The organism is Ruegeria sp. CDSB114, from assembly GCF_059611025.1.
On sequence record NZ_JBXWOT010000001.1, the window covers coordinates 1377950 to 1404196 of the forward strand.

The window sequence follows — 26247 nt, forward strand, 5'->3', positions numbered from 1 at the left end:
GATCATGCATCCTATCATCAAATTGGTTTCCCAGCGCCTTGCGCTGGGACTCCTATTGCTGTTTGGCGCTTCGGCCCTGATTTTTGGCCTGACCGAAGCCCTGCCCGGAGACGCCGCGCAAGCCGTCCTGGGACAGTCCGCAACTCCTGAGGCTCTTGCTAACTTACGTGAGGAAATGGGGCTGAACCGCCCTGCCCTGACCCGATACGCCGAATGGCTGGGCGGGATCGTTCAAGGCGATCTGGGCCAATCGATGACCAACAAACTGGATATCGCTGAAAGCATCGGCAAGCGCCTGGGCAACACGCTGTTCCTGGCTTGTGCCGCCGCCGTCGTCTCCGTACCACTCGCTATCTTCCTTGGCTTGTTGGCCGTCCGCTATCGCAACCGCATGCCGGACAAATTGATCTCGGCTGTGACCTTGACCACGGTTTCGATCCCCGAATTCCTGATCGGCTACGTGATTATCTATTTCGTTTCCGTAAAACTGGGCTGGTTTTCCTCGCTTGCGATGATCAACGATTCGATGTCCTTCGGTGAAAAGCTCTATGCAATCGCCTTGCCGGCCTTTGTGCTGACGCTGGTGGTATTGGCACAGATGATGCGGATGACCCGCGCCGCAATCCTAAACCTGATGCAGTCGGCCTATATCGAAACGGCTGAGCTGAAAGGTTTGTCCAGTTTTCAGGTCATCGCGCGACATGCCTTCCCCAACGCGATTTCGCCCATTGTCAACGTTGTTATGCTGAACCTGGCCTATCTGGTCGTGGGCGTCGTCGTGGTCGAAGTGGTGTTCGTTTACCCTGGCATGGGGCAATATCTTGTGGACTCGGTGACCAAGCGTGACGTGCCTGTGGTTCTGGCCTGCGGCGTTGTCTTCGCTGCGGTCTATATCGGGCTGAACATGGTTGCCGATATCGTGTCCATCCTTGCCAATCCAAGACTGAGGCACCCGAAATGATGAAGAATCTTCCTATTTCGGCCATGATCGGTCTGTTTTTCACCGGGCTGTACTTTTTCGTGGCGCTCGCCGCACCTCTGATCGCTCCTTACGGCATGGCCGAGGTGGTCGGTGATGTCTGGGAACCGTCCAGTGCCAAACACCTGTTGGGTACGGACAATATCGGGCGCGATCTGCTAACTCGCATGATCTATGGCGGGCGCACGACCATCTTTATCGCTGCTGCTGCCACAATCCTCAGCTTTGCCACCGGCACCACGCTGGGCTTGCTGGCCGCTGTTCTTGGTGGCTGGGCCGATCAGGTCCTCAGCCGAGCGGTTGACCTGGTCATGTCGATCCCGACACTGATCCTGGCGCTGGTCATTCTGGCGATTGTGCCGGTGACTGTTCCGATCCTGATCCTCGTGATGGGCCTGCTGGATGCCACACGCCCCTATCGCCTGTCGCGATCAGTCGCTGTGGATATCAATGTGATGGACTATGTTGAGGCTGCCAAGCTGCGCGGTGAGGGTCGTATCTGGATCATCTTCCGGGAAATCCTGCCCAATGCTCTGTCGCCTCTGGTGGCCGAGTTCGGATTGCGGTTCATCTTTATGGTTCTGTTTATCTCGACCCTCTCGTTCCTGGGTCTGGGCGTCCAACCGCCGCTGGCGGATTGGGGTGGAATCGTGAAGGAAAACAAAGACGGTATCGTCTATGGCATCGGCGCGGCGCTATATCCGGCTGTTGCCATCGCGACCCTCGCCATCTCGGTCAACCTTGTTGCTGACTGGGTCCTGAACCGTACCACATCGCTGAAAGGAGGCCGGGGATGAGTGATACCCTTCTCAAGGTCCGCGACCTCAAAATCGGCGCGACCGTCTATCCACCGGGTGAAAAACCCCATGATATCGAAATCGTGCACGGGGTCAGCTTTGACCTTGAACGCGGCAAGGTGTTGGGGCTGATCGGTGAATCCGGGGCCGGTAAATCCACCATTGGTCTGGCCTCAATGGCCTATGGCCGTGGTGGTGTTGAACTCACCGGCGGAGAGGTTTGGGTTAACGGGCGCGATATCCTGAAAACCCCGCATAGCGATATCCGCAATCTGCGCGGAGGCGAAGTAGCATATGTTTCGCAATCCGCCGCAGCATCGTTCAACCCAGCCAAGAAGATCATGGATCAGGTGATCGAAGCCGCGGTGGAGCACAAGAAGTTTTCGCGTAAAGAGGCCGAAGCCCGAGCGCGGGAACTGTTCGCCAAGCTGGGGCTTCCCGATCCGGACAATATTGGTGATCGCTATCCGCACCAAGTTTCGGGCGGTCAGCTACAGCGGTGTATGACAGCGCTGGCGCTTTGTCCTGAGCCTGATCTGGTGGTGTTCGACGAACCGACAACTGCGCTGGATGTGACCACCCAGATCGATGTTCTGATGGCCATTAAGGAAGCCATTCGTGATACCGGCGTTGCCGCGCTCTATATCACCCACGATCTGGCAGTCGTTGCGCAAGTCAGCGACGACATCATGGTTCTGCGCATGGGTAACACGGTCGAGTACGGCAACACCGATCAGATCATCAACAACCCGCAGGAAGAGTATACCAAGGCGCTGGTCTCGGTCCGCTCCATCGAACATGAAGAAAAGAAGCCAACTTCCGAACCAGTGCTGACAGTTGACGGGATCACTGCGCGCTATAAGGGGCTGAATTTCGACGTGCTGCACAACGTCAATGTCGAGCTCCATCCGGGCCAAACATTAGCGGTTGTGGGCGAATCCGGTTCTGGCAAGTCCACGCTGGCACGGGTGATCACCGGGCTGCTTCCACCGCGCGATGGCGAGATCAATTTCGCCGGACGCAAGCTCAGTGGCGATCTGAAGGGCCGCAGCCGTGAAGACCTGCGTGAGTTGCAGATGATTTATCAGATGGCAGACGTGGCGATGAACCCGCGTCAGACCGTCGGCACTATCATCGGGCGCCCGCTGGAGTTCTACTTCGGTATGCGCGGCGCGGAAAAACGCAAGCGGATCGTGGAACTGCTGGATGAGATCGAGCTGGGCGAAAAATACATGGACCGCTATCCGGCGGAACTGTCTGGCGGCCAGAAACAGCGTGTTTGCATTGCGCGTTCATTGGCGGCCAAGCCCAAGATGATCATCTGTGACGAGGTCACCTCGGCGCTGGATCCGCTAGTCGCGGATGGTATCCTCAAACTGCTGCTGGACCTGCAAAAGATCGAGGATGTGGCCTATCTGTTCATCACCCACGATCTGGCAACAGTGCGCGCGATCAGCGACAGTATTGCGGTGATGTATCAGGGCCGAGTCGTCCGCTACGGCCCCAAGTCGCAGGTGCTGAGCCCACCGTTTGATGACTATACCGACCTACTGCTCAGCTCTGTCCCCGAAATGCATCTGGGCTGGCTGGAAGAGGTCGTCGCCCACCGCAAAATGGAAAGCGCCGGGAACTGATCCTGGCCTTTCCCGTAAGTTTATGAAATCCCGGCGCCATTCGATTAAGGTGTCGGGATTTTGCCATTCGGGGCGGGATCAGGCAGCCAGACCGCACCGAATCTTTTAGGGTCGGCTGAAGCAATCTGAAAAAGGGTCAGAGCATGGACCGCAAACTTCTCCTCATCATTCTGGACGGTGTTCCATGGCGCAATTTCCGTCGTTTGTTCGGCAATCTGGAAGGCTGGGTCGACACCGGCGAGGCGCGCGTTTGGAAGAAGCGCGCTGTGCTGCCGTCAATCTCGGCAAGCTGCTATGCCTCGATCCATACCGGTGTTACACCGCAGGAGCATGGCTGTACCGGCAATGGCAACGTGTTCCGCCTGAGTCAGAAGGACATCTTCAGCCAAGTGCGCGAAACCGGCGGCGTGACTGGGGCTGTGGCCCACAGCTTCTGGTCACAATTCTTTAATCGCCATCCATTCGACTATGTCCGCGATGTTGAATATGACGAGCCCAACAGCAAAACGATCAATCATGGTCGGTTCCACACGATGACAGGCTATGGCAAAGCCAACCAGATGACGCCCTGTGACGTCGATCTGTTCGCGACGCTGACAAATCTCTGCCTACGCCATGGCTTGGATTATGGATTGCTGCATACCAGCACTTTGGACAGCATGGGTCACAGATTCTTTCATGAATGTGAAGAGATGGACCATGCCTGTTTCGTGATGGACGAAATGCTGGCCCCGTTTATCCCGCGCTGGCGGCAATTGGGTTACGACGTCATCGTCACCGCAGATCACGGCCAGGACGATCGTGGCCATCACGGTGGGCGTGGCGCATTGCAGCAGGAAACCGCGCTGTATTACTTCGGTGACGCCGAAGGCCCCGATGCGGACGCTGTGATCGACCAGCTACAACTGGCGCCCACGATTCTGGGCCGTTTGGGTGCCCCGGTTGCCGAAACCATGAAGGGTCAGCCCTTCTTGAAGTAGGGAATCAGTCGTAGGGCCAGATCTGCTGGCCCAACGCCTCTATCGCCACCGAGATCCTCTCGAAGCTGTCCGCCGCACGTTTGACCATGGTGCGCGCCCGCAGATAGCCGTGCACAAGGCCGGGTTCATTGATGCAATGAGCCTGCCCACCTGCAGCCCTGATCTGCTCGCAATAGATCGCACCATCATCACGTAAGGGATCACAATCTGCAGTTACCACCACGGTTGGGGGCAGCCCCGAGAAATCCGTGTCATGCAATGGAGCGAATGTCGGGTCGTTTTCCGGCACATCTCCACCACAGCGCATCTTCTCGTAAAAACTTACATCCTCCAGCGTCAGCAAAGGCGCATGGGCATGTTCCTTATAGGAACCACGGGATGAATCTCCGCCCAAGCCTGGATAGATGAGGACCTGACCAAGAAGATTGTCGAACTGCGTCCGTCCGTGCTGTGAAACTGCGGCGGCCAGATTTCCACCCGCGCTGTCGCCCGCCAGAACGAAAGGGTCCTGGAACTCTTGCACCGCCCAGTTGGTTGCAGCCCAGCTATCGTGAAACTGGGCAGGATGAATATGTTCGGGGCTCAGGCGGTAATCCACGGCAATCACCCGATACCCAGTTTGTGCACAAAGTTCGGCACAGACATCGTCGTGACTGTCCAGTCCGCCGACGACAAACCCGCCTCCGTGGAAATAGATCACCGTCCGGCTTGGATTGCCTGCGGTGTAAATGCGAACAGGCACGCCATCGGCGCGCCTGTCTTCTGTTTCAACACCCATTGGGCGAGGTTGGCGAAAATCCTTGCACATTACGTCATAGACGCCGCGCTGATCTTCGATCGACAATTCGACCGCGTCATCAGGATAGCTTTCAGCCGTTCGTCTTATGAACGCCCAGGTTTCTTCATCGATCAGACGTTCATAGTCCATAGCCCCTCCGCGATCAGGCAGCCCACTCCCATGGCCGGGTGAACGATCCCAGCACTTTGCTGACATCGTCGTCCGAGGAACCGTTGGCGTCAAGCTGCGCGACAAGTCCGCGCTTTTTATCATCCAGAACCGAAACCACACGCGCAGCAACGCCTGCGTCTTCAAGCGCACCATTGTAGATGCGTGTGATCGCCTGCTTACGTAGCTCGGGCTTAAAGACTTTGCCCACTGCCGTCTTGGGCAGTTCGTCCAGAATGGTCATGTGCTTAGGTTGCGCGGCACGCTCGTGAACGTGAACTCTGCAGTATTCCATCAGCTCCTGCTCTGTCACACTGGCCCCAGAGACCAGTTCGACAAAGGCACAGGGCACTTCACCCGCATGGGCGTCTGGTTGACCGATCGCACCGGCAAATGCCACGGCTTCATGCCCCAACAGCGCCTCTTCGATCTCGGCCGGGTCGATATTGTGCCCGCCGCGAATGATCAAATCCTTGGCACGACCGGTGATCCACAAATAGCCATCATCGTCAAACCGGCCCAAATCACCGGTACGCAGATATTTGTCATAGTGGAACAGGCCCACGTTCTTTTCGACCTCCGTATACGTGTTGCCCGCAAATACGCCGGGGTTCGAGATACAGATCTCACCAATCTGATCAGTGCTACATTCGGTCGGACCGTCGGGGCCATCCTGCAGGATTTTCACATCCGTATAGGGGAACGGAACGCCAATCGAACCGATCTTCTTTTCGCCATCCACCGGGTTGCACGACACAAGGCAGGTGGCTTCGGTCAGGCCATAGCCTTCGACTATAGTAACGCCGGTGGCCTCTTCAAAGCGACGGAACAGTTCAACCGGCAAAGGAGCCGAGCCTGAGAAGGCCGTTTTCACTGACGAGATATCGGCGTCGACAGGGCGCTGCATTTTGGCAGAGATCGCTGTCGGAACCGTGATGATAAAGCTGACTTTCCAACGCTCAATCAGTTTCCAGAAATTGTCGAAAACGCCATCCCCGCGATATCCTTGAGGCGTCGGGAAGACCACATGCGCACCCGAACTCACCGCAGCCATGACGATCACATGCACAGCAAAGACGTGGAACATGGGCAGTGGGCACATGACCACATCGTTTTCGTCGAACAACAAGGTGCCACCACACCAGCCATTATAGATCAGGCCGGAATACTTGTGTTGTGCAACCTTGGGCATGCCGGTTGTACCACCAGTATGGAAATAGCACGCAACACGGTCTGATTTACTGTCTTCGAATGTCAGTGTCTTGGACTGTTTCGCCAGCTCTTTACTGAAATTCAAATAGTCCGCATGAGCCAATTTAGCCTTGTCGCCCATTTTGGGACGCACAAGGGGGACGATCCACGATTTCGGAGGCGTCAGATAGCGATTCAGGTCGATTTCCAGAATTGTGTTCACACCGGGCGCGTGGCGTACGGCCTCTTCCACCTTCTGTGCAACATCGGCTTTGGGAAATGACTTTAGCGTCACAACAACCTTGGCTTTCGTCTCGCGCAAAATTGCTGCGATTTGCTCGGGCTCCAACAACGGGTTGATCGGGTTCACGATCCCTGCGACGGCCCCTCCCATAAGGGTCACCAGAGTTTCGTTGCAGTTGGGCAGAACATAGGCCACCACATCATTTTCACCGATACCCAGAGATCTGAAAAGATTGGCGGCCTGATTGACCTTACCCAGCAGATCAGACCACGTCAGTGTCTCGGCCTTATCGGTTGGGCCGGAAAACAGCTGAAAGCTAATGGCCTTGTGGTCGGGGAACTTGGCCGCCGTTCGAGAAAGTAACTGATGAAAGGTTACCGGTACGTCTCGATCCTCCCACGGCATTTCATTTTCTATTCTTGCCTTATCGTCTAATCCCGCGAATGCCATTAGTTCCTCCCTGTACTTTTACTGCGTCACGCGCAGGCTCTCATCTAGGATGAAAGTAAAACCCGCTCATGTGCAAGTAAGGGCTTAACGGCAGAACAACCCAGAATGTAGAATGACGCTGGGGCGCAAAACAAAATATCTCGCCATCAGGTTACTCTGCTGCAACACCATCGGTAAATTGCAACCGTGCCAAACGCGCGTACAGCCCATCCTGCGATACCAGATCGTCATGCGTTCCCTGCGCAACGATCTGCCCGTTCTCCAGGACGATGATGCGGTCGGCTTTTTTCACGGTTGCCAATCTGTGCGCAACAATCAGCGTCGTCCGCCCTGCACGCAACCTGTCGACAGCCCCTTGCACAGCGCGCTCGCTTTCAGCGTCCAATGCCGATGTCGCCTCATCCAACAACAGGATCGGAGCATCGCGCAGAATGGCGCGGGCGATGGCGATCCGCTGTTTTTGTCCCCCGGACAGCATGACGCCTCGCTCTCCTACAAAGCTGTCATAGCCTTCGGGCAGCGTCGAGATGAATTCGTGGGCCGCAGCTGCGCGGGCTGCGTCTTCAACCTCGGCATCCGTCGCATCGAGCCGCCCAAATCGGATATTTTCGCGCGCCGATGCTGCAAATATCGTGGGATCCTGAGGTACAAGTGCCATATGACGGCGGAAATTGGAACGATCCAAATTTCGCAGGTCAATACCATCCAAACAAACGCGTCCCGAGTCAGGATCATAGAACCGCTGAATCATCTGGATCACAGTTGTTTTTCCGGCCCCCGAGGGGCCGACAAATGCGACGGTTTCCCCGGGGTTGACTGTCAGCGACAGTTCATTCAACGCCACGACATCCGGACGCGCCGGGTAGCGGAAAGTCACATCGTCGAACTGAATCTCGCCGCGCACGGGCGCGGGGAAAACTTGCGCCTGGCCGGGATCGTTCACGGTGTCCTGAGCATTCAACAACTCGACCAACCGCTCGGTCGCACCGGCCGCACGCTGCAATTCGCTCCAGATTTCGGACAGGGCCGCGACCGAACCGGCCATGATGATCGAATAGATCACGAACTGGATCAGAACGCCCTCGGTCATGACACCGTTGCGGACATCATTCGCCCCCATCCACAACACGCCCACGATTCCGGAAAACACCAGGAATATGACGATGACGGTCAGCACGGCCCGGGTCTGAATTCGGCGCAGCGAGACAGTATAGGACGTTTCGGTCATCTCACCGAATTGATTTCGGCTGGCCTGCTCATGGGTAAAGGCCTGAACGGTTTGAACCGCGCTCAGCGCTTCACCGGCGTTTCCCGATGAGGCTGCGATCCAGTCTTGGTTTTCCCGGCTAATAACCCGCAGGCGCCGCCCCAATACCAGTATCGGAACCACAACCAGCGGAATCAGCAGCAAGACCATCCCGGTCAGCTTGGCCGAGGTCAGCAGCATCAGCACAAGCCCGCCCAGAAACATCAACATATTGCGTAGAGCGATCGAGACCGACGAGCCCAGCACGGATTGAATCAGCGTGGTGTCGGTCGTGATCCGGCTCAGCACCTCACCCGTCATGATACGTTCATAGAATTCGGGGCTCATCCCGATGACGCGATCAAAAACGGCTTTGCGGATATCGGCGACAACGCGTTCGCCCAGGCGCGTAACAAGCGCGTAGCGGATGCCTGTTCCGACGGCCAGAATCGCGGCGATGCCCAGCGCCGCCAGAAAGTACCAATCCAGTAGCTCTCCGTCTTCGATCCGAAAGTTGTCGACCACACGGCGGACGGCCAAAGGCAATGTCAGCGTCATGCTGGCGGTCAGAACCAAGGCCAAAGAGGCCCCAATCATTTGCAACCGATAAGGCTTCATGAATGGCCAGAGCGATGCCAGAACACCGATCTTCCTGGACCTGGCCCGTTCCTCAGCCGCACCGGGTGCGGGTTTTGCTGCTGGACTGGCTGAGACGGGTTTTGCCATGTCAGGCCCTTACATCGTGTTCGAATTCCGGTATCCCGCTTCTTGGCGTCTACAACCCGCCGGGTCAAGCGGTGCAGCCGAATGGCCCAAACGAAAGGCTATTTGACGCAGACTTTTGGGGCTGATTTGGAGCGGGCGGCGGGAATCGAACCCGCTTCATCAGCTTGGAAGGCTGAGGTAATAGCCAGTATACGACGCCCGCTCAGCGGTGGCTGGTTTATGCCATGCCCAAGGTGTCGTCAAGCACAGTTCGCACGTGAAATTCAAAATCATATGACACCCGGGGACGGACCCCGGCGCATCGGTATTCCCGGGGTCGCTTCGGCAGCGCGCGGCTTATTCAACGCGCGGCATTCGCCCATTCGCAAGATTCAAGATCCGCCGAAATACGGATCATGGATGCCAGATTCTTACTGGAAGATTCGTCCAAACCAATCAACTTCGCAGGATAGGTCGTTGCGGCGCTCAGCGCATCCTTCAGTGGGACACCGACATTTTTAACAAGGATGCGAACAGCCGTCGTCAGATCCAGGTCAGCCCCTGCCAGCGTTCCATTTTCAAGCGTCAGGCGGCCATCCGTTCTGGTAATACGGCGCCCTTCAAGGTTGAATTCGGCATCCTCTGTTCCGGCAACAGCCATGGCATCGCTGACCAGAAATATCCGGGCCGGGCCGGTCTTTGCCGCCCATGCCGCCCGCATGACCTCAGGGTGTACGTGTATACTGTCGGCAATCAGACCCGCAGACAAACCCGCATTGGCCAGCGCCGCCCCCACAAGACCAGGCTCGCGGTTTCCAAGCTGGCTCATGGCGTTGAACAGATGTGTGACACAGCGCGCGCCCGCCGCAGCATAACGTTGACAGGTCGCAAAATCCGCATCGCTATGACCCAGAGACACCAGAATTCCGGCCTCAGCCAAAGAGGTAACCTGTCGCTCAGACACAGCTTCTGGCGCCAGGGTTACTTTAAGGCAAGGCAATCGGCTGGCCGCGGCTATCAGGGTGGTCAGATCCTCTTCATCCATCGGGCGGATCAGCGCGGCGTCATGCGCCCCTTTTCGCGCCAATGAAAGATGCGGTCCCTCCAGATGCAGTCCAGCGACACCGGGAACACCGACATCCACAGCCTTGATCGCGGCCTCTATTGCCTGCTGGGTCTTGGCCGCAGTGTCGGTAATCAGGGTGGGCAAAAAGGATGCGACGCCAAGCTTTCTATGCGCTTGAGAAATGCGCTGGATAGTCTCGACAGAAGGATCATCGTTGAACATGACACTACCGCCGCCATTGACCTGTAGGTCCACAAATCCGGGGCAGAGAATATCACCGTTCAGATCGACCTGCTGCCCGGCGATTTCGGTTCCGTCTGCCGGGGTGATCTCGGACAAATTACCTTGGCGAAACACAACCGCCTGCCCCTCCAGCAGGCGTGTGCCGTCGAAATAGGTGCCGTTTCTGAATACAACCGTCTCAGAGGTCATACAGTTTCCGTAACTTTCTTAAGGTGACGCGGGGCATCAGGGTCAATTCCGCGATTGCAGGCGACCGATTCAACCATGCTGTAGAACGATGTGATGGTGCTGATGGGATCGGTCAGCCAATGGTCCGTTCTGACGACCGGCAGAGGCTGCGCCTGTTTCACCGCCGAGGTTGCGGCAAAAACGGTAGCCCCTTTTGCCGCCAACGCATCAGCCGCTTCTGCCGTTGTTTGTTCAGCGGCATCACCGGCGGCGAACACAATGGTTGGAAACCCTTCTTCAACGATTGAGACCGGCCCGTGCAGAACTTCGGCAGTCGAATAGCTCTCGGCGTGAATCTGGCAGGTCTCTTTGATCTTCAGCGCCGCTTCATTCGAGATCGCCAGCGACGGACCGCGACCCAAGGTAAACAGGGACCGGCCGGAAATCGCATTTGCAGCCGGGGTCCAGTCGCATTGTGCAGCCTTCCCAAGATACCCGGGCAGTGACCATATGGCCTGCTTCAGCTCTGCCTCATCCGCGATTTCCGCCAGCAACCACAGGCCCGCCACCAGAGATGTCACAAAGGTCTTGGTTGCTGCCACACTCAATTCCGGTCCCGCATGAAGAGGCAGGACGGCATCCGTGGCATCTGCAAGGTGGGATTCCGTATTGTTCGTAATGGCGACCGTCACGGCACCAGATCGTTTCAGCGCGCGCGTCATGCCAACGATGTCCGGGCTTTGACCAGATTGCGACACCGATATACTCAACGCACCCTGCGCCCGAAGCTCGGCACCATAGATCGAGTTGACCGAGGGCCCGACCGAGGCAACAGGAAGGTTCAGCAACAGTTCGCATGCATATTTCAGATAGGTGCAGGCGTGATCCGAAGATCCTCGCGCCACCGAGACCAGAAAACGCGGGTCTGCGTCGCGCGCCAACTGGGCAGCGTGGCGGATATTGTCAGCCCCGTTGCTTAGCAATCGGTCTACGGCATCAGGAATTTCCAGAATTTCCTGACGCATCTTCGAGAGTTCTACGGACATCAAGTTCCGTCCTTTCAGGTTACAACCGCAATTCAGCGACAAAATCATACGCATCGCCGCGATAAAGCGAGCGTGTCAGTTCGGCGACGCGTCCGTTTCTGAGAAAAGAAACACGTTCAATATTCAGCCCGGCGGCTCCCTCGGGAACATCAAGCAGTTCAGCCTCACGCGCGGCCAAATTCAGGGCCGAGATCTTCTGAACCGCCCGAACAGGACGGCGGCCCAACCGATCCAAGACCTCGTACAGAGAGGTGGTCACCTCGATCGGGTTCGGCAGGATATCCAAAGGTAGCGCCGCTTTTTCCAGCGCCAGTGGACGGCCATCGGCTTCGCGCAATCGGTAGATACGAGAGATTTGCTCACCCTCGGACAAGCTCAAGGCGGCAATCTCTTCTTGGGTCGGCGCAAAGACCCCCCGCTCCAGCCATTTCGACGCGGTTTTCATTCCACGGCTGGACATGTCTTCGGTGAACGAAGTCAGATGTGTCAGCGATTGTTCGACCCGTGGCATGCGCTCGCGGATGAACGAGCCCGAGCCCTGACGCTGTTCGATCACGCCCTCCTGGACAAGCTCTTGAATCGCCTTTCGCACGGTGACGCGCGAAAGGTCCGTGATCTCGACAAGTTCTCTCTCGGACGGAAGCGACGATTTGGGGGGCAGAACACCCGTATCAATGCCCTCCTGCAGCCTTCGACGCAGTTGGACATATCTCGGCCCATTATCAGCGGTCAGCCAGGAATCCGAACGCAGAAAATCAGCAATGCTCATGTTCGACCTCCTTTGCCAAGGCGAGCGCCCCGTCGAGCGGTTCTCCTAACGGCGCGCGCAGGTCGGATTGCATGTTTTCGGGCAGATACGACGCGTATTGACCACCAATACCGCCCGTCAGGCACAGCGCGGTTCCCGGGCTCCACCCCAAATGCGTGGCGGTATCCGCCAGATAGGCAGCACCTGCCCGCATGATTTGTTGCGCAACCACGTCGTCATCTTGGGCAGCCATGGTCACTTTTGGTGCAATCGCACCAAACTGCGCAGGGTCTGCAGCCCCCGCAAAGCGAACGATCCCGGCAGGTCCGTCATGCTCGGACAGCAAAGTGGTCAAAAGGTCCGAACGGGTCTGCGTTCCATCAAACGCACGCAATGCCAAGGACAATGCCATCCTTCCAACCCACTGGGCCGAGGCTTCATCCCCCAAGACCGAGCCCCAGCCACCGGCAAAGCGCATGTCGCTACCAGTTTGCCTGGCCAGAAACGAACCTGTACCACAATGGGCAATCAGCCCGTCCTGCGAACCCAGTGCCCCGCGCAAGGCAGCGGGACGATCATCATCTATCCGGGCGTGCTTTAGACCAAGCGCATCCCTCAAACGAGTTGCGATCGCCTGATCCGTGACCCCAGCCAAACCAACAAAGGCAGGACTTGCCAACAAGCCCTCAACCCCGATGCCAAGCTTGCCAGACAGCTGGTCTAACCCCAGCATTATCTGTGAAACGCCAGCCTGAAAATCAGTCGAGACGTTTGCAGCGCCAACTTCAACGCTGCGAGCGATTCCAGCAACCTCACAGGCCACACGACAGCGCGTTCCACCGCCATCAACGGCCAATACAGCATTATGCAGGGACTCAATCATGACAATACCAATACAATACCTATTTGATTTAGAAAAGCCTAGATTTTGGCGTTGCTCGCAAATATTGCAGTTTTTCCTTTGAAAACAGCACAAAACCTTCACTGAAAATAAAATGTTGGACAGGTGGTATTAAATAGGTATTGTAATCAGGAAACCTGGGAGGGGATTCTCTTGACGCTGCCGTCGACCGAACAACTGCATCATAATGCCGCCAGCCTTTGTCGCGATGACCTGATGGGGTCAGCCTTGCTGCTGGCCGAGGGTCAGATCGCAGCGGCGGCAGCAGTGCGCCCGGCCCTAGAGGCCATCGCCTCGGGTGCTGCAGCGATGGCTATGACTCTGCGTTCGGGCGGCATGTTGCACTATGTTGCGGCGGGATCCTCCGGGCTGATGGCTGCAGCTGACGCACAAGAGCTGGGCGGAACATTCTCGATCACGCCAGACCAGTTGCGGATTCACATGGCTGGCGGCCTTCCGACGGGTGTTGAGATGCCTGGCGATTCCGAAGATGCCGACGGAGACCTGCGTGAGGCGCTGAACGCGTTAACAGCCCGCGATACGGTAATTGCCGTATCCGCCAGCGGATCCACACCTTACACGATGACAGCGGCAGGCATCGCCCGCGCAAACGGCGCGACCTTGATCGGCATCGCCAATAACGCCAACAGCCCCCTGCTGATACAGGCCAACATCCCGATCCTGCTTGCCACACCGCCCGAACTGATCTCTGGATCAACTCGGATGGGCGCGGGAACGGCACAAAAGATCGCCTTGAATATGCTGTCGTCGCTGATGGCGCTGGACCTTGGCCACGTACATGGCGGCATGATGGTCAACCTGCGCGCGGACAATGACAAACTGCGCGCCCGCGCGGCCGGAATCGTCACCCGCATTGCCGAGGTGGACACAGACGCAGCAAAGCGCGCACTGGAAGCAACGCGCGGTGATGTGAAGCCCGCCGTGCTTGTCGCCGCAAAAGGTGTTTCGGCATCCGAAGCCACCGAACGCCTACGAACATCAGACGGAATCCTAACGGCCGCACTGGCCATAGAATAATAACCATCAATCGGGAGAATATGGATGACCAAGAATAGCTTGAAACTTGCTCTGCTGGGCACGACGCTGATGGCGTCGGCTGCCTATGCGGATGATGTGACCCTGACCATCGAAAGCTGGCGAAATGACGACCTGACGCTATGGCAGGACCAGATCATCCCTGCGTTTGAGGCCAAACACCCCGGCATCAAAGTGCAATTCACACCCTCGGCCCCGGCAGAATACAACGCTGTCCTGAACTCGAAACTGGATGCGGGCTCGGCTGGCGATCTGATCACCTGCCGTCCTTTCGATGCATCACTGGCCCTCTATGAGGCCGGCCACCTGAGCGACCTGTCGGGTGTCGAAGCGATGGGCAACTTCTCGGATGTGGCCAAATCGGCCTGGCAGACGGATGACGGCTCGGCCAGCTTCTGCGTTCCCATGGCATCGGTGATCCACGGGTTCATCTACAACAAGGACGCGTTTGCCGAACTGGGCATCGAAGTTCCCACAACCGAGGACGAGTTCTTTGCCGCCCTCGACAAGATCAAGGAAGACGGCACGTATATCCCGATGGCGATGGGCACCAACGACCAGTGGGAAGCTGCCACTATGGGCTATAACAACATCGGCCCGAACTATTGGAAAGGCGAAGAGGGCCGCCAGGCGCTGATCTCGGGCGAGCAAAAGCTGACCGATGAAGCCTGGACCGCCCCCTATGCCACCCTGGCCCGTTGGGGCGCTTATCTGGGTGACGGATATGAGGCGCAGACCTATCCCGACAGCCAGAACATCTTTACCCTGGGTCGCGCAGCCGTCTACCCTGCGGGATCCTGGGAAATTTCGGGCTTCAATGCGCAGGCCGATTTCGAAATGGGCGCCTTTAAGCCGCCAGTCCAGAATGCGGGCGATACCTGCTATATCTCGGACCACACCGACATTGGCATCGGTATGAATGCGGCCACCGCGAATCCCGAAGCTGCCGAGACGTTCCTGGCCTGGGTTGCAAGCCCGGAATTCGCGGAAATCTTCGGCAACGCCCTGCCCGGCTTCTTCCCGCTCTCGAACACTCCGGTCGAGCTGCAGGATCCGCTGGCCAAGGAAATCGTAGGCTGGCGCGAAGAGTGTGAATCGACCATCCGCTCGACCTATCAAATCCTGTCGCGTGGCACACCGAACCTCGAAAACGATACCTGGGGCGCTTCGGTTGCAGCCATCAAAGGCGCAAAATCGCCCGAGGAACTGGGCGCCGAACTGCAGGAAGGCCTGGCCTCCTGGTACGCTCCGCATCAGTAAGCTGACCCATACCCGGGCGGTGCCGACCGCCCGGGTAACTCCGACATCCCTTTGAAAGCAATCCCATGACCCGCCCCCGCATCCGCTGGCATATCGTTGTATTTCTGGCACCTGCCGTACTCGTCTATACCGCTGTGATGATTTTCCCGCTGTTCAACACACTGCGCCTTGCACTGTATACAGAGGTTGATCAGGCTCGCGTGTTTGTCGGATTGCAGAATTTCCGGACCCTGTTTTTCGATCCCAACTGGTCGGATCAGTTCTGGAATGCTCTGGGTAATAATTTTTGGTTCTTCCTGATCCATATGTTGGTTCAAAACCCGATCGGCATCGCGCTGGCCGCCCTTCTCAGCCACCCCCGCCTACGGTTTGCCGCCCTGTATCGCTCGGCGATCTTTATTCCTACGATCCTCAGCTTTGTGATCGTGGGCTTTGCCTGGAAACTGATCCTGTCGCCGATCTGGGGCATTGCGCCTTCGATGCTGGATGCTGTTGGGCTGAAGTCCCTCTTTGCGCCGTGGTTGGGCAAAGAGGAATACGCACTGACCACGCTGGCGCTGATCTCGGTCTGGCAGTTCGTAGGCATCCCGATGATGCTGATCTATGCCGCCCTGCTGACCATCCCCGAAGAAATCCTTGAGGCCGGAGAGATCGACGGCATCACCGGGGCCTCGGCCTTCTGGAAGATCAAACTACCGCTGATCCTGCCCTCGATCGGGATCATCTCGATCCTGACCTTTGTGGGTAATTTCAACGCATTCGACCTGATCTATGCCTCACAAGGCGCGCTGGCAGGGCCGGATTTCTCAACCGATATTCTAGGTACTTTCATGTATCGCACATTCTTCGGCTTCCAGTTGCAACTAGGCGACCCGCATATGGGATCGGCCATCGCCGGGGCCATGTTCGCAATCATCCTGGTGGGCGTCTGTATCTATCTGTTCGGCATCCAGACCCGGATGCGCCGGTATCAACTGTGAGGGCAAACGGATGAACAAAGCACGCCATAACCCCCTCAACACCGTAGCGATGCACGCTGGGCTGATCCTGTATACACTGATCGCTCTGTTCCCGGTCTTCGTGATCCTGATCAACAGCTTCAAAACCCGCCGGTCGATCTTTCGCGAACCGCTGGCCCTGCCCAACGCAGACAGTTTTTCGCTGATCGGCTATGAGACGGTGATGAAGCAGGGGGATTTCTTCCTCTACTTTCAGAACTCGATGATCGTCACCGTGGCGTCGTTGTTCTTTATCCTGCTGTTCGGTGCCATGGCGGCCTATGCGCTGTCCGAGTACCAGTTCAAAGGCAACCTGCTGATGGGCCTGTATCTGGCACTGGGGATCATGATTCCGATCCGCATCGGCACTGTCGCAATCCTTGAGATGATGGTGGCGACCGGGTTAGTGAACTCACTTTGGGCGCTGATCTTGGTCTATACGGCACAGGGTTTGCCGCTGGCAGTGTTCATCCTGTCCGAATTCATGCGGCAGGTCAGCGACGATCTTAAGAATGCCGGGCGCATTGATGGGCTGTCGGAATATACGATCTTCTTCCGCCTAGTGCTGCCACTGGTGCGGCCCGCCATGGCGACGGTGGCGGTGTTCAACATGATCCCGATCTGGAACGACCTTTGGTTCCCGCTGATCCTGGCCCCCGCCGAAGAGACCAAGACCCTGACGCTGGGCAGCCAGGTCTTTATCGGTCAATTTGTCACCGACTGGAACGCGGTCCTGTCAGCCTTGTCGATGGCAATCCTGCCGGTCCTGGTTCTCTATGTCATATTCTCACGTCAGCTGATCCGCGGCATCACGTCAGGGGCTGTCAAATGACACGTGTTCTGATCGCAGGTCTTGGCAATATGGGGTTCAGCCACGCGCTGGCCCATCACCATCACCCGGACGTGCAAATTGCTGGGCTGGTGAACCGATCCGGGCGCGTGGATGACCCCGATCTGGCGGATTATCCTGCCTATTCGGATTTCGAAACCGCGCTGGCCGAAACAAACCCGGATCTGGTCGTGATCGCCACCTATTCCGACAGCCATGCGGATTATGCCTGTGCGGCGATGGAAGCCGGGGCGCATGTCTTTGTAGAGAAACCGCTGGCCACCAATGTCGCTGATGCGCGGCGCGTGGTCGAAACCGCCATCCGACTGAACCGCAAGCTGGTTGTTGGCTACATCCTGCGCCACCACCCCTCGTGGGTGCGGCTGATTGCCGAGGCCCGCAAACTGGGTGGGCCTTATGTATTCCGCCTGAACCTGAACCAGCAATCCAACGGTGCGGAATGGGAGACGCATAAAGCGTTGATGCAGACCACCTCGCCCATCGTGGATTGCGGCGTTCACTATGTCGATGTGATGTGCCAGATCACTGATGCCTGGCCCGTCCGTGTCCACGGAATGGGTCTGCGGTTGTCCGATGAGATCGCGCCCGACATGTACAATTACGGGCAATTTCAGGTGGTTTTCAATGACGACTCGGTCGGCTGGTATGAGGCCGGCTGGGGCCCGATGATGTCGGAAACCGCATTCTTCGTGAAAGATATAGTGTCGCCCAACGGTTCGGTCTCGATCACCGACGGGAACAAGGGCGCCTCGGCGGATATCGACGGCCACACAAAGGTTGGCGGTCTGCTAGTCCACACACCGCAAGGCGACCACACAATCGACATGCCCGGTGAACCCGGTCACCAGGAACTCTGCGATGCCGAACAGGGCTATATGCTGCGCGCCATCGCCGAAGACATAGACCTGACGCGTCATATGAATGACGCTGTCCAATCCCTTGCCATTTGCCTGGCCGCAGATGAAAGCATCCGCACTGGCCAGCCCGTTTCCTTTGAGGAGCAAGCGACATGACCGCCCTGACGTTGAACAAAATCAATAAATCCTTCGGCAATGTGCATGTCCTAAAAGACATCACGCTTGAAGTCGAAGACGGCGAGTTTGTCGTATTTGTCGGCCCTTCGGGCTGTGGCAAATCCACCCTGTTGCGGGTGATTGCGGGGCTCGAGGATGCATCGTCCGGTGAGATCAACATTGGCGGGCAGCAGGTCAATCTGGTGCCACCGTCCAAACGCGGCATTGCGATGGTATTCCAAAGCTATGCGCTTTACCCGCATCTCAGCGTGCGGGGCAACATGACCCTAGCGCTGAAGCAGGAAAAGCAGCCCAAATCGGAAATCGAAGGCCGCGTGGCCAAAGCCAGCCGGATGCTGAACCTGGAACCCTATCTGGACCGCTTCCCGTCCGAACTCTCAGGCGGTCAGCGGCAACGGGTTGCCATTGGTCGCGCCATTGTGCGCGAACCTAAACTGTTCCTGTTTGACGAACCGCTGTCCAACCTGGACGCCGCGCTGCGGATGAACACACGGATCGAGATCGCCAATCTGCACCGCGCACTGGACGCCTCGATGATCTATGTTACCCACGACCAGACCGAAGCCATGACCCTGGCCGACAAGATCGTTGTTCTGCGTGACGGCCGGGTAGAACAGATCGGTAGCCCGATGGAACTGTATAACAATCCCGCGAACCAGTTTGTGGCAGGGTTCCTCGGCTCGCCGTCAATGAATTTTCTGCCTCAAGGATTGCTCAACGAAAGCGGTCGGAACACGATCGGCATTCGGCCCGAGGATCTGTTCCTTGCAGATGACGGCCCGCTCACTGCACGCGTCAGCCATGTTGAGAAGCTGGGCGGAGACACAAATGTCATCGCGCAGATCAACGAACACGCCATAACCGCCCGGCTGTTTGGCCAGCATGCGATATCCGAAGGGCAGGAATTGCGTTTCGCCTATTCTTCGGACAAGGCCTATCGGTTCAATGCGGACGGTCAGCGCCTTACCTGACCGCTTTTCCTGTCAAAAGCCAATAAAACAAGGTGTGATCAGCCCGTTTTGACGGGCTAATCCAATCGGCGTATCCTAACGCTTCCTGAGTTTATCTGTTTCCTGAGTATCCCGGCACCAATGTTAATGGTGCTGTTATTACCCTGTCACAAATGCCCCCTAAGTCCGTTTCATCGACTTTTCACAGACAGCCAGGAGCAATCCATGAAAGACGTTGACCCTACCACACTTTCCGCCGACGACTGGGACGAGCTGCATTTCCCCCGCCCTGAAGAAAACGACTTTGACCGTGTCGTCGAAAGCGCCATTTCCCGCCGTGGATTTCTGTCCGGCGTCGTGGCCTTCGGCTCTGGCGCGGCTGCGTTGGGAACCGGCCTGCTTGGCTCGACCTCGGCGCAGGCACAGGCTGCATCCCGGTTCGCTTTCACCCCGATTGCCGCACAAACTGATGGCACCGTCCATGTGCCTGAAGGGTTTGAGTGGAAGATCTTGATGCGCTGGGGCGATCCGCTGTTTTCGGATGCCGATGGCTATGACCTCGCCGAGGGCGGCCCGGTCGAGAACTCGGACCGCATCTTTGGCGAGAATACCGACGGCATGGAGACCTTTACCTTCCAGGGTCATGCGCTGATTGCGATCAATCACGAATATCCGAACGGTAAAATCAACCTGCCAGCCGCGCAGGAAGGTGTTCCGGCCAGTGCTGACGACGTGCGCAAACTGCAGAACCTGCAAGGCGTGACCGTAATGGAAATCACCGAAGGCCCAGAAGGTTGGTCGGTAGTCAAGGACAGCCCGTTCAACCGGCGCATCCACCACAACACTGAGATGAACATCGTCGGCCCCGCTGCCGGCCACGACCTGCTGAAGACCGAGGCCGACCCGACCGGCACAACCTCGCTGGGCACCATGAACAACTGTGGTGCAGGCAAGACGCCCTGGGGCACGTATCTGACCTGCGAAGAGAACTTTAACGGCTATTTCGGGTCCAGCGACGAAAACGCCAGCTACGATCAGAAGGTCGCGGACGGCTTCAAGCGCTATGGTGTCAAAGCCGAAAGCTGGAACGGCTACGAGCTGTTCGACCCACGGTTCGATACCTCCAAAAACCCCAATGAGCCGCACCGAGTGGGATGGATCGTTGAAATCGACCCGACCAAACCGGACAGCACCCCGGTCAAACACACCGGTCTTGGCCGTTTCAAGCATGAGAATGCCGAGGTAACTCTGGCCGCTGATGGCCGCGTGGTTGTCTATATGGGTGATGATGAGCGGGGCGAGTATCTGTACAAATTCGTCTCGAACGGCACCTATCAGCCCGGCGGCGAAACCCAGAACCTGTTGAACGACGGCACGCTTTATGTGGCGAAATTCGATGACGACATGACAGGCACCTGGCTGCCGCTGACGCCGGATGCAACAGGCATGGATGCGGCGGATATTGCGATCTTCACCCGATTGGCGGCGTCCAAGGCGGGTGGCACGACCATGGATCGCCCTGAATGGGTGGCGTCCAGCCCGGTAGCGGTCGAAGCCTATTGCTGCCTGACCAACAACAAGAACCGCGGCGTGAAACCAAATGCCGGGGGTGACGATACGTCGACCAATGGACCCAACCCGCGTGAGGCCAATAAATATGGCCAGATCGTTCGCTGGAAACCGGATAATGACGACCACGCAGCCGACGCGTTCGTTTGGGATCTCTATGTCATGGCCGGCAATCCGACGGTGCATTCTGACGCCCGCGCCGGGTCGGCCAATGTGAACGAGGGCAACCTGTTCAACTCACCCGACGGGATGACCATTGACTCGACCGGTCTGGTCTGGATCCAGACCGACGGCAATGACGACAATGAAGAAGACTTCGCAGGTCACGGCAACAACCAGATGCTGGTCGGCGATCCGGTCACAGGCGAAATCGCCCGTTTCATGACCGGTCCAAACGGGTGTGAGGTCACGGGTCTGGCCTGGTCCAGCGATCTGCGCACCATGTTTGTCGGCATTCAGCATCCCGGCAGCGAATGGCCGGATGGTGGCACACCGCGCTCGTCGGTGATCACGATCAAGCGCACCGATAACGGGCTGGTCGGTTAAGCTGTTCCAGATTGTCCCCGGTCCTATGGGTCGGGGACGTCTATTCCTCAGATATCCTCACCGGGCGGCTCCAACGGTCCGCCTGGAGCCATCAAGTGGCGCTCGGACAGCCAGGGATTAAGCTCCAAAGCATGTGACAGTGCCGCACGGGCTTCATCTATCCGATGCAAGCCAAGCAGCGTCAGGGCGCGCCCGCTGATCGCCGCGACATGGTTCGGAGACAGCTCGATCGCCTTGTCCAGATCCGGCAACGCAGATGCGAAATCCTGGCTAAGATAATATGCAAAGGCGCGCTGATTGTACCCCTCGGCATAGTGCGGGCAGTATTCGATAAGCTTGTCAAACTCCTCGATGGCACCCCGAAGGTCCCAGCCACTGCGGCGGGTCATGCCCCGGTCCAGAACGGCCTGCGCAACAGCGTCGGGCGCATCGGTCCACAACTCCCATAACTGATTGGAAAATGTCTGGGCTTCGGCCTCGTTTCCAACATCCTGAATTTGCGCGATTACGGCCGAGATGCTTTCAGTATGATCCGGCGAGGACGGGCATTCTTCAGACCAGGCGACACCCGGAGGGGCCGCCAACACTAGCAGAGGGAACACAAAACGCTTCATACGCGTATGGTGACGCGCTTGCGCAATTCGTCAACCCACCCTGTCCAAAGCGCCTGAAACAACGGTTTCCTTAACTGCCTCCATCGCCACAAAGGTCGAGGTATTCGCCACATGCGGAAGCGAGGATATCTTCTCAGCCAAAACGGCGCGGTATTCCGACATTGAACCAGTGCGGATTTTCAGCAGATAGTCGAAATTCGACGCGATCATATGAGCTTGCTCGATTTCGGGCACCTTGCGGACTGCGGCGTTAAACTCGGCCAGTGCCTTCTCTCTTGTGTCGGTCAGGCGCACCTCGACAAAAGCCACATGGTCCAACCCCAGTCGGATCGGGTCCAGTAGGGCGCGATACCCGGTGATCACCCCGCTAGCCTCAAGTCGCTTTAGACGCGCCTGGGTTGGGGATTTCGACAGCCCGATCCGCCGCGCTAGGTCGGCAACTGATATGCGCCCATCCTCTGAGAGAATCGCCAAGATCGCTCGATCAAACCGATCCAAATCCGGAAAGTTCATTTGCACGGCATTATCCCCTAAATACAGTCCATCCGACCAGATGAATTAAAAAATACGGCAATCGTCCTGAGAAATCGACATTATATTCAACAAAAGCCTGGAGGATTCATGTCACACAGCCTGAGCACCCATATCGACAGCCAAACCTACGCTGATCAAACCGCCGTTCTCGACAATCTTATCGATCATGCCGCGCTGTCTGAAACTGATCGAGCCCAAATCTGTGCGGCAGCCGCCCAGCTTGTGCGTGATATTCGATCCAGTACATCGCCGGGCATGATGGAGGTGTTTCTGGCCGAATATGGCCTGTCCACCGATGAGGGCGTGGCGCTGATGTGTCTGGCCGAAGCGCTGCTGCGCGTGCCGGATGCCGACACGATCGATGCTCTCATCGAAGACAAGATCGCGCCGTCCGACTGGGGCAAGCATCTTGGGCAATCCTCCTCGCCGCTGGTGAATGCCTCGACCTGGGCGCTGATGCTGACCGGTAAAGTTCTCGACGACGGCAAGCCCTCGCCTGTCAGTGCCCTGCGAGGTGCGATCAAAAGACTGGGTGAACCGGTTATCCGCACGGCCGTCGGGCGCGCAATGAAGGAAATGGGCCGTCAGTTCGTGCTGGGCGAGACCATCCAGTCGGCCATGGAACGTGCCAGCGGGATGGAGGCCAAGGGCTATACCTATTCCTACGATATGCTGGGTGAAGCCGCACGGACCGAGGCCGACGCGGCCCGATATCATTTGTCTTATTCCCGTGCCATCACCGCCATTGCAGAGGCCTGCACCCATGATGACATTCGGGCCAATCCGGGCATCTCGGTCAAGCTGTCGGCGCTGCACCCCCGGTATGAGCTGGCCCAGGAACAGCGTGTGATGGCCGAGCTTGTTCCCCGCCTGCGCGCCCTGTGCCTTTTGGCCAAAGCCGCTGGCATGGGCCTGAATATCGACGCCGAAGAGGCCGACCGCCTGTCGCTGTCCCTGCAGGTCATCGAAGCGGTGATGGCCGAACCTGCGCTGGCAGGATGGGACGGGTTCGGAATTGTGGTTCAGGCCTATGGTCCGCGTGCCGGAATCGCTCTGGACGCGCTCTATGGAATGGCTGAGCGCTATGACCGCAAACTGATGGTGCGGCTGGTCAAAGGCGCCTATTGGGATACCGAAATCAAGCGCGCTCAGGTTGAAGGCGTAGAGGGTTTTCCGGTGTTTACCAGCAAGGCCGTGACCGATGTTTCCTATATTGCTAATGCGCGAAAATTGCTGGGCATGACCGACCGGATTTATCCGCAGTTTGCCACCCATAACGCCCATACGGTCAGTGCAATTCTGCAAATGGCAACTGATCAGCCTTTCGAATTTCAGCGGCTGCACGGGATGGGAGAAACCCTGCACCATCTGGTTAAGGACGCAAACAACACACGCTGCCGCATATACGCGCCTGTCGGGGCCCATCGTGACTTGCTGGCCTACCTGGTGCGGCGGCTGCTTGAGAATGGTGCGAACTCTTCATTCGTGAACCAAATCGTGGATGATACTGTTCCCCCGGAGGAGGTTGCAGCCGATCCGTTTCTCACTCTCCTCGAACCGGCACGCGCCATTCCAACCGGACCCGAACTGTTTCAACCCGAGCGGCCCAATTCGCAGGGGTTTGACTTGCGGCACATTCCCACTTTGGACCGAGTCAATGCCGCGCGGGACGCGTTTCGGACGCATCACTGGTATGCGCGCCCGTTGTTGTCCGGCGATGCGCGGCCCGATGACGATCAGCCCATCGTCAACCCCGCACAGTCGCGGGATCGCCCCGGTGCCGTTGCTCCGGCCAGCGCACAAGATGTCGAGCTTGCTTTGACTGCAGCCACCCCCTGGCAGGTAGTGGCAGATCAACGCTCGCAGGTTCTGAATGCCGCCGCCGACCTTTACGAGACCCATTTCGGTGAGCTTTTCGCCCTGCTGGCCCGTGAGGCTGGTAAGTCCCTGCCCGATGCAGTCGCCGAACTGCGCGAGGCGGTAGATTTCCTGCGCTATTATGCGGCGAATATACCCGACGCAAAACCAGCGGGTGTGTTCACTTGCATCAGCCCGTGGAACTTTCCGCTGGCCATTTTCACCGGTCAAATATCCGCCGCTTTGGCCACTGGGAATGCGGTGTTGGCAAAGCCCGCACCGCAGACACCATTGATCGCGCAACGCGCCGTTGAATTGCTGCACGAGGCCGGAGTGCCACGCAGCGCGCTACAGTTTCTGCCGGGCGGTCCATCGGTGGGCGCAGCCCTGACCTCGGACCCGAGGGTGTCGGGAGTGGCCTTTACCGGCTCGACCGGGACCGCCCTGAAAATCCGTGCGGCCATGGCCGGAAACCTGCGACCGGGAACGCCTCTGATCGCGGAAACCGGTGGCTTGAATGCGATGATCGTGGACAGCACCGCCCTGCCCGAACAGGCGGTTCAGTCGATCATCGAAAGCGCATTCCAATCAGCGGGACAAAGGTGCTCGGCGTTGCGCTGTCTTTATGTCCAAGAAGACATTGCCGATGATCTTCTGACCATGCTGACAGGGGCCATGGACGCACTGCTGGTTGGCGATCCCTGGTTGATTTCAACCGATTGCGGCCCCGTGATCGACGAAGATGCCCGCCTTGGAATCGCTGATCACATCGCATTGGCACGGTCCGAAGGGCGTGTCCTGAAAGAGATGTCCGTCCCTGGTGACGGCACGTTCATCGCCCCAACCCTTATCGAAATCCCCGGCATTGCCGAGTTGGAGCGCGAGGTGTTTGGCCCCGTCCTGCATGTAGTGCGGTTCAATTCCTCGGAGTTGGATCAGATCATCGCCGATATCAACGCCACAGGATACGGGCTGACCTTTGGCCTGCACACACGGATCGACGACCGCGTTCAGCACATCACCGAAGCTGTTCATGCCGGAAACATCTACGTCAATCGCAACCAGATCGGCGCCATAGTTGGATCGCAACCCTTTGGCGGCGAGGGCCTGTCGGGGACCGGCCCAAAGGCGGGCGGGCCGAACTACCTGACCCGTTTCTGCGCCCCGGACCGGAAGGTCAGTCCCGAGCAATGGGCCTCTGATATGGCCGATCTGCCCATGCCTGAGGGAAAAATCGCTGAGGTCACAGCGCGATTGCTGCCGGGACCGACGGGCGAATCAAATCGCCTGAGTGAAATCTCGCGCGCGCCACTTCTGTGCATGGGCCCCGGAGTTGAAGCCGCGCAGGCGCAGGCCAATGCGGTCAAAGCACTGGGCGGTCAGGCCATTATGTCTACCGGAGCGTTAGACCTGCACCGGCTTGAAAACCTGACTGGCTTCTCGGGCGTATTGTGGTGGGGCGACGACGCAACCGGTCAGGAAATCGAGCGTCATCTGTCCCGGCGTGCAGGCCCAATCATCCCTCTGATCCCCGGCCTGCCAGATCGCACCCGCGTTCTGGGAGAACGACATGTCTGTGTCGACACCACTGCTGCGGGTGGGAATGCCGCATTGCTGGGGGGTGCGGCCTAAACA

At 57.8% G+C, this 26247-nt stretch carries 21 protein-coding genes and 1 tRNA gene; 12 read left to right on the forward strand and 10 right to left on the reverse strand.

The annotated features are described in order from the left end of the window. Positions 1-4 precede the first annotated feature (4 nt). The 4 genes from AC2FIP_RS06840 (at position 5) to AC2FIP_RS06855 (ending at position 4390) form a co-directional block, all read left to right on the forward strand. A complete protein-coding gene (locus tag AC2FIP_RS06840) occupies positions 5-961 on the forward strand; it encodes an ABC transporter permease (protein ID WP_142636701.1) in 957 nt (318 codons plus the stop codon). After that, positions 961-1776: an ABC transporter permease gene (locus tag AC2FIP_RS06845; protein WP_142636698.1), complete on the forward strand. Its 816-nt coding sequence runs from the start codon at positions 961-963 to the stop codon at positions 1774-1776. Before AC2FIP_RS06840 ends, AC2FIP_RS06845 begins: the two co-directional genes overlap by 1 nt. Further along, entirely contained in the window at positions 1773-3410 is a 1638-nt protein-coding gene (locus AC2FIP_RS06850; protein ID WP_496677699.1) for an ABC transporter ATP-binding protein, read from the forward strand. The genes AC2FIP_RS06845 and AC2FIP_RS06850 overlap by 4 nt, the downstream gene beginning before the upstream one ends. A 143-nt stretch (positions 3411-3553) precedes the next feature. Further along, positions 3554-4390 (forward strand): alkaline phosphatase family protein, encoded by an 837-nt coding sequence (locus AC2FIP_RS06855; protein WP_496785656.1) that lies wholly within the window; start codon positions 3554-3556, stop codon positions 4388-4390. Between the two features lie 4 nt (positions 4391-4394). On the opposite strand, the gene AC2FIP_RS06860 is transcribed toward AC2FIP_RS06855, so the two are convergent. The 8 genes from AC2FIP_RS06860 to AC2FIP_RS06895 form a co-directional block, all read right to left on the reverse strand. Then, complete coding sequence (locus tag AC2FIP_RS06860; RefSeq protein WP_496694752.1) at positions 4395-5318, reverse strand: alpha/beta hydrolase; 924 nt, start codon at positions 5316-5318, stop codon at positions 4395-4397. A gap of 13 nt (positions 5319-5331) precedes the next feature. Further along, positions 5332-7221, reverse strand: a complete 1890-nt coding sequence (locus AC2FIP_RS06865; protein ID WP_496785657.1) for an acyl-CoA synthetase — start codon at positions 7219-7221, stop codon at positions 5332-5334. Positions 7222-7372: 151 nt separating this feature from the next. Then, complete coding sequence (locus tag AC2FIP_RS06870; RefSeq protein ID WP_496785659.1) at positions 7373-9193, reverse strand: ABC transporter transmembrane domain-containing protein; 1821 nt, start codon at positions 9191-9193, stop codon at positions 7373-7375. Positions 9194-9320: 127 nt separating this feature from the next. Continuing rightward, a tRNA-Gly gene (locus tag AC2FIP_RS06875) sits at positions 9321-9395 on the reverse strand. 138 nt (positions 9396-9533) lie between these two features. Next, positions 9534-10670 (reverse strand): N-acetylglucosamine-6-phosphate deacetylase, encoded by a 1137-nt coding sequence (nagA, locus tag AC2FIP_RS06880; RefSeq protein WP_496785660.1) that lies wholly within the window; start codon positions 10668-10670, stop codon positions 9534-9536. Beyond that, complete coding sequence (locus AC2FIP_RS06885) at positions 10667-11695, reverse strand: SIS domain-containing protein (RefSeq protein WP_281972699.1); 1029 nt, start codon at positions 11693-11695, stop codon at positions 10667-10669. Before AC2FIP_RS06885 ends, nagA begins: the two co-directional genes overlap by 4 nt. 19 nt (positions 11696-11714) lie before the next feature. After that, positions 11715-12464: a GntR family transcriptional regulator gene (locus AC2FIP_RS06890; protein ID WP_281972698.1), complete on the reverse strand. Its 750-nt coding sequence runs from the start codon at positions 12462-12464 to the stop codon at positions 11715-11717. Next, positions 12451-13326 (reverse strand): glucosamine kinase nucleotide-binding domain-containing protein, encoded by an 876-nt coding sequence (locus AC2FIP_RS06895; RefSeq protein ID WP_496785662.1) that lies wholly within the window; start codon positions 13324-13326, stop codon positions 12451-12453. The genes AC2FIP_RS06890 and AC2FIP_RS06895 overlap by 14 nt, the downstream gene beginning before the upstream one ends. Positions 13327-13497: 171 nt before the next feature. Here AC2FIP_RS06895 and AC2FIP_RS06900 point away from each other — a divergent pair, with 171 nt between their 5' ends. The 7 genes from AC2FIP_RS06900 (at position 13498) to AC2FIP_RS06930 (ending at position 21607) form a co-directional block, all read left to right on the forward strand. Then, positions 13498-14382, forward strand: a complete 885-nt coding sequence (locus AC2FIP_RS06900) for an N-acetylmuramic acid 6-phosphate etherase (RefSeq protein WP_496785665.1) — start codon at positions 13498-13500, stop codon at positions 14380-14382. A 24-nt stretch (positions 14383-14406) separates the two neighbouring features. Beyond that, positions 14407-15660: an ABC transporter substrate-binding protein gene (locus tag AC2FIP_RS06905; protein WP_496785667.1), complete on the forward strand. Its 1254-nt coding sequence runs from the start codon at positions 14407-14409 to the stop codon at positions 15658-15660. Between the two features lie 65 nt (positions 15661-15725). Then, on the forward strand, positions 15726-16640 hold the full coding sequence (locus AC2FIP_RS06910; protein WP_142636674.1) for a carbohydrate ABC transporter permease: 915 nt from the start codon (positions 15726-15728) through the stop codon (positions 16638-16640). Positions 16641-16650: 10 nt separating this feature from the next. Beyond that, positions 16651-17490 (forward strand): carbohydrate ABC transporter permease, encoded by an 840-nt coding sequence (locus AC2FIP_RS06915; RefSeq protein WP_271949335.1) that lies wholly within the window; start codon positions 16651-16653, stop codon positions 17488-17490. Beyond that, positions 17487-18521: a Gfo/Idh/MocA family protein gene (locus tag AC2FIP_RS06920; RefSeq protein ID WP_496785669.1), complete on the forward strand. Its 1035-nt coding sequence runs from the start codon at positions 17487-17489 to the stop codon at positions 18519-18521. Before AC2FIP_RS06915 ends, AC2FIP_RS06920 begins: the two co-directional genes overlap by 4 nt. Next, the gene (locus tag AC2FIP_RS06925) at positions 18518-19513 is read left to right on the forward strand and encodes an ABC transporter ATP-binding protein (RefSeq protein WP_496785671.1); all 996 of its coding nucleotides are present in this window, start codon (positions 18518-18520) and stop codon (positions 19511-19513) included. The genes AC2FIP_RS06920 and AC2FIP_RS06925 overlap by 4 nt, the downstream gene beginning before the upstream one ends. A 204-nt stretch (positions 19514-19717) precedes the next feature. Next, entirely contained in the window at positions 19718-21607 is a 1890-nt protein-coding gene (locus tag AC2FIP_RS06930) for a PhoX family protein (RefSeq protein ID WP_496785673.1), read from the forward strand. 47 nt (positions 21608-21654) lie between these two features. On the opposite strand, the gene AC2FIP_RS06935 is transcribed toward AC2FIP_RS06930, so the two are convergent. Together AC2FIP_RS06935 and AC2FIP_RS06940 are read right to left on the reverse strand one after the other, a co-directional pair. Then, positions 21655-22221: a tetratricopeptide repeat protein gene (locus AC2FIP_RS06935; protein ID WP_496701545.1), complete on the reverse strand. Its 567-nt coding sequence runs from the start codon at positions 22219-22221 to the stop codon at positions 21655-21657. A gap of 30 nt (positions 22222-22251) precedes the next feature. Next, on the reverse strand, positions 22252-22734 hold the full coding sequence (locus AC2FIP_RS06940) for an Lrp/AsnC family transcriptional regulator (protein ID WP_425595921.1): 483 nt from the start codon (positions 22732-22734) through the stop codon (positions 22252-22254). Between the two features lie 108 nt (positions 22735-22842). On the opposite strand from AC2FIP_RS06940, the gene putA reads away from it, so the two are divergent. Beyond that, positions 22843-26244 carry a bifunctional proline dehydrogenase/L-glutamate gamma-semialdehyde dehydrogenase PutA gene (gene putA / locus AC2FIP_RS06945; protein ID WP_496785675.1) on the forward strand — a complete coding sequence of 1134 codons (3402 nt, stop codon included), beginning with the start codon at positions 22843-22845 and terminating at the stop codon, positions 26242-26244. The last annotated feature ends 3 nt before the right edge of the window (positions 26245-26247 follow it).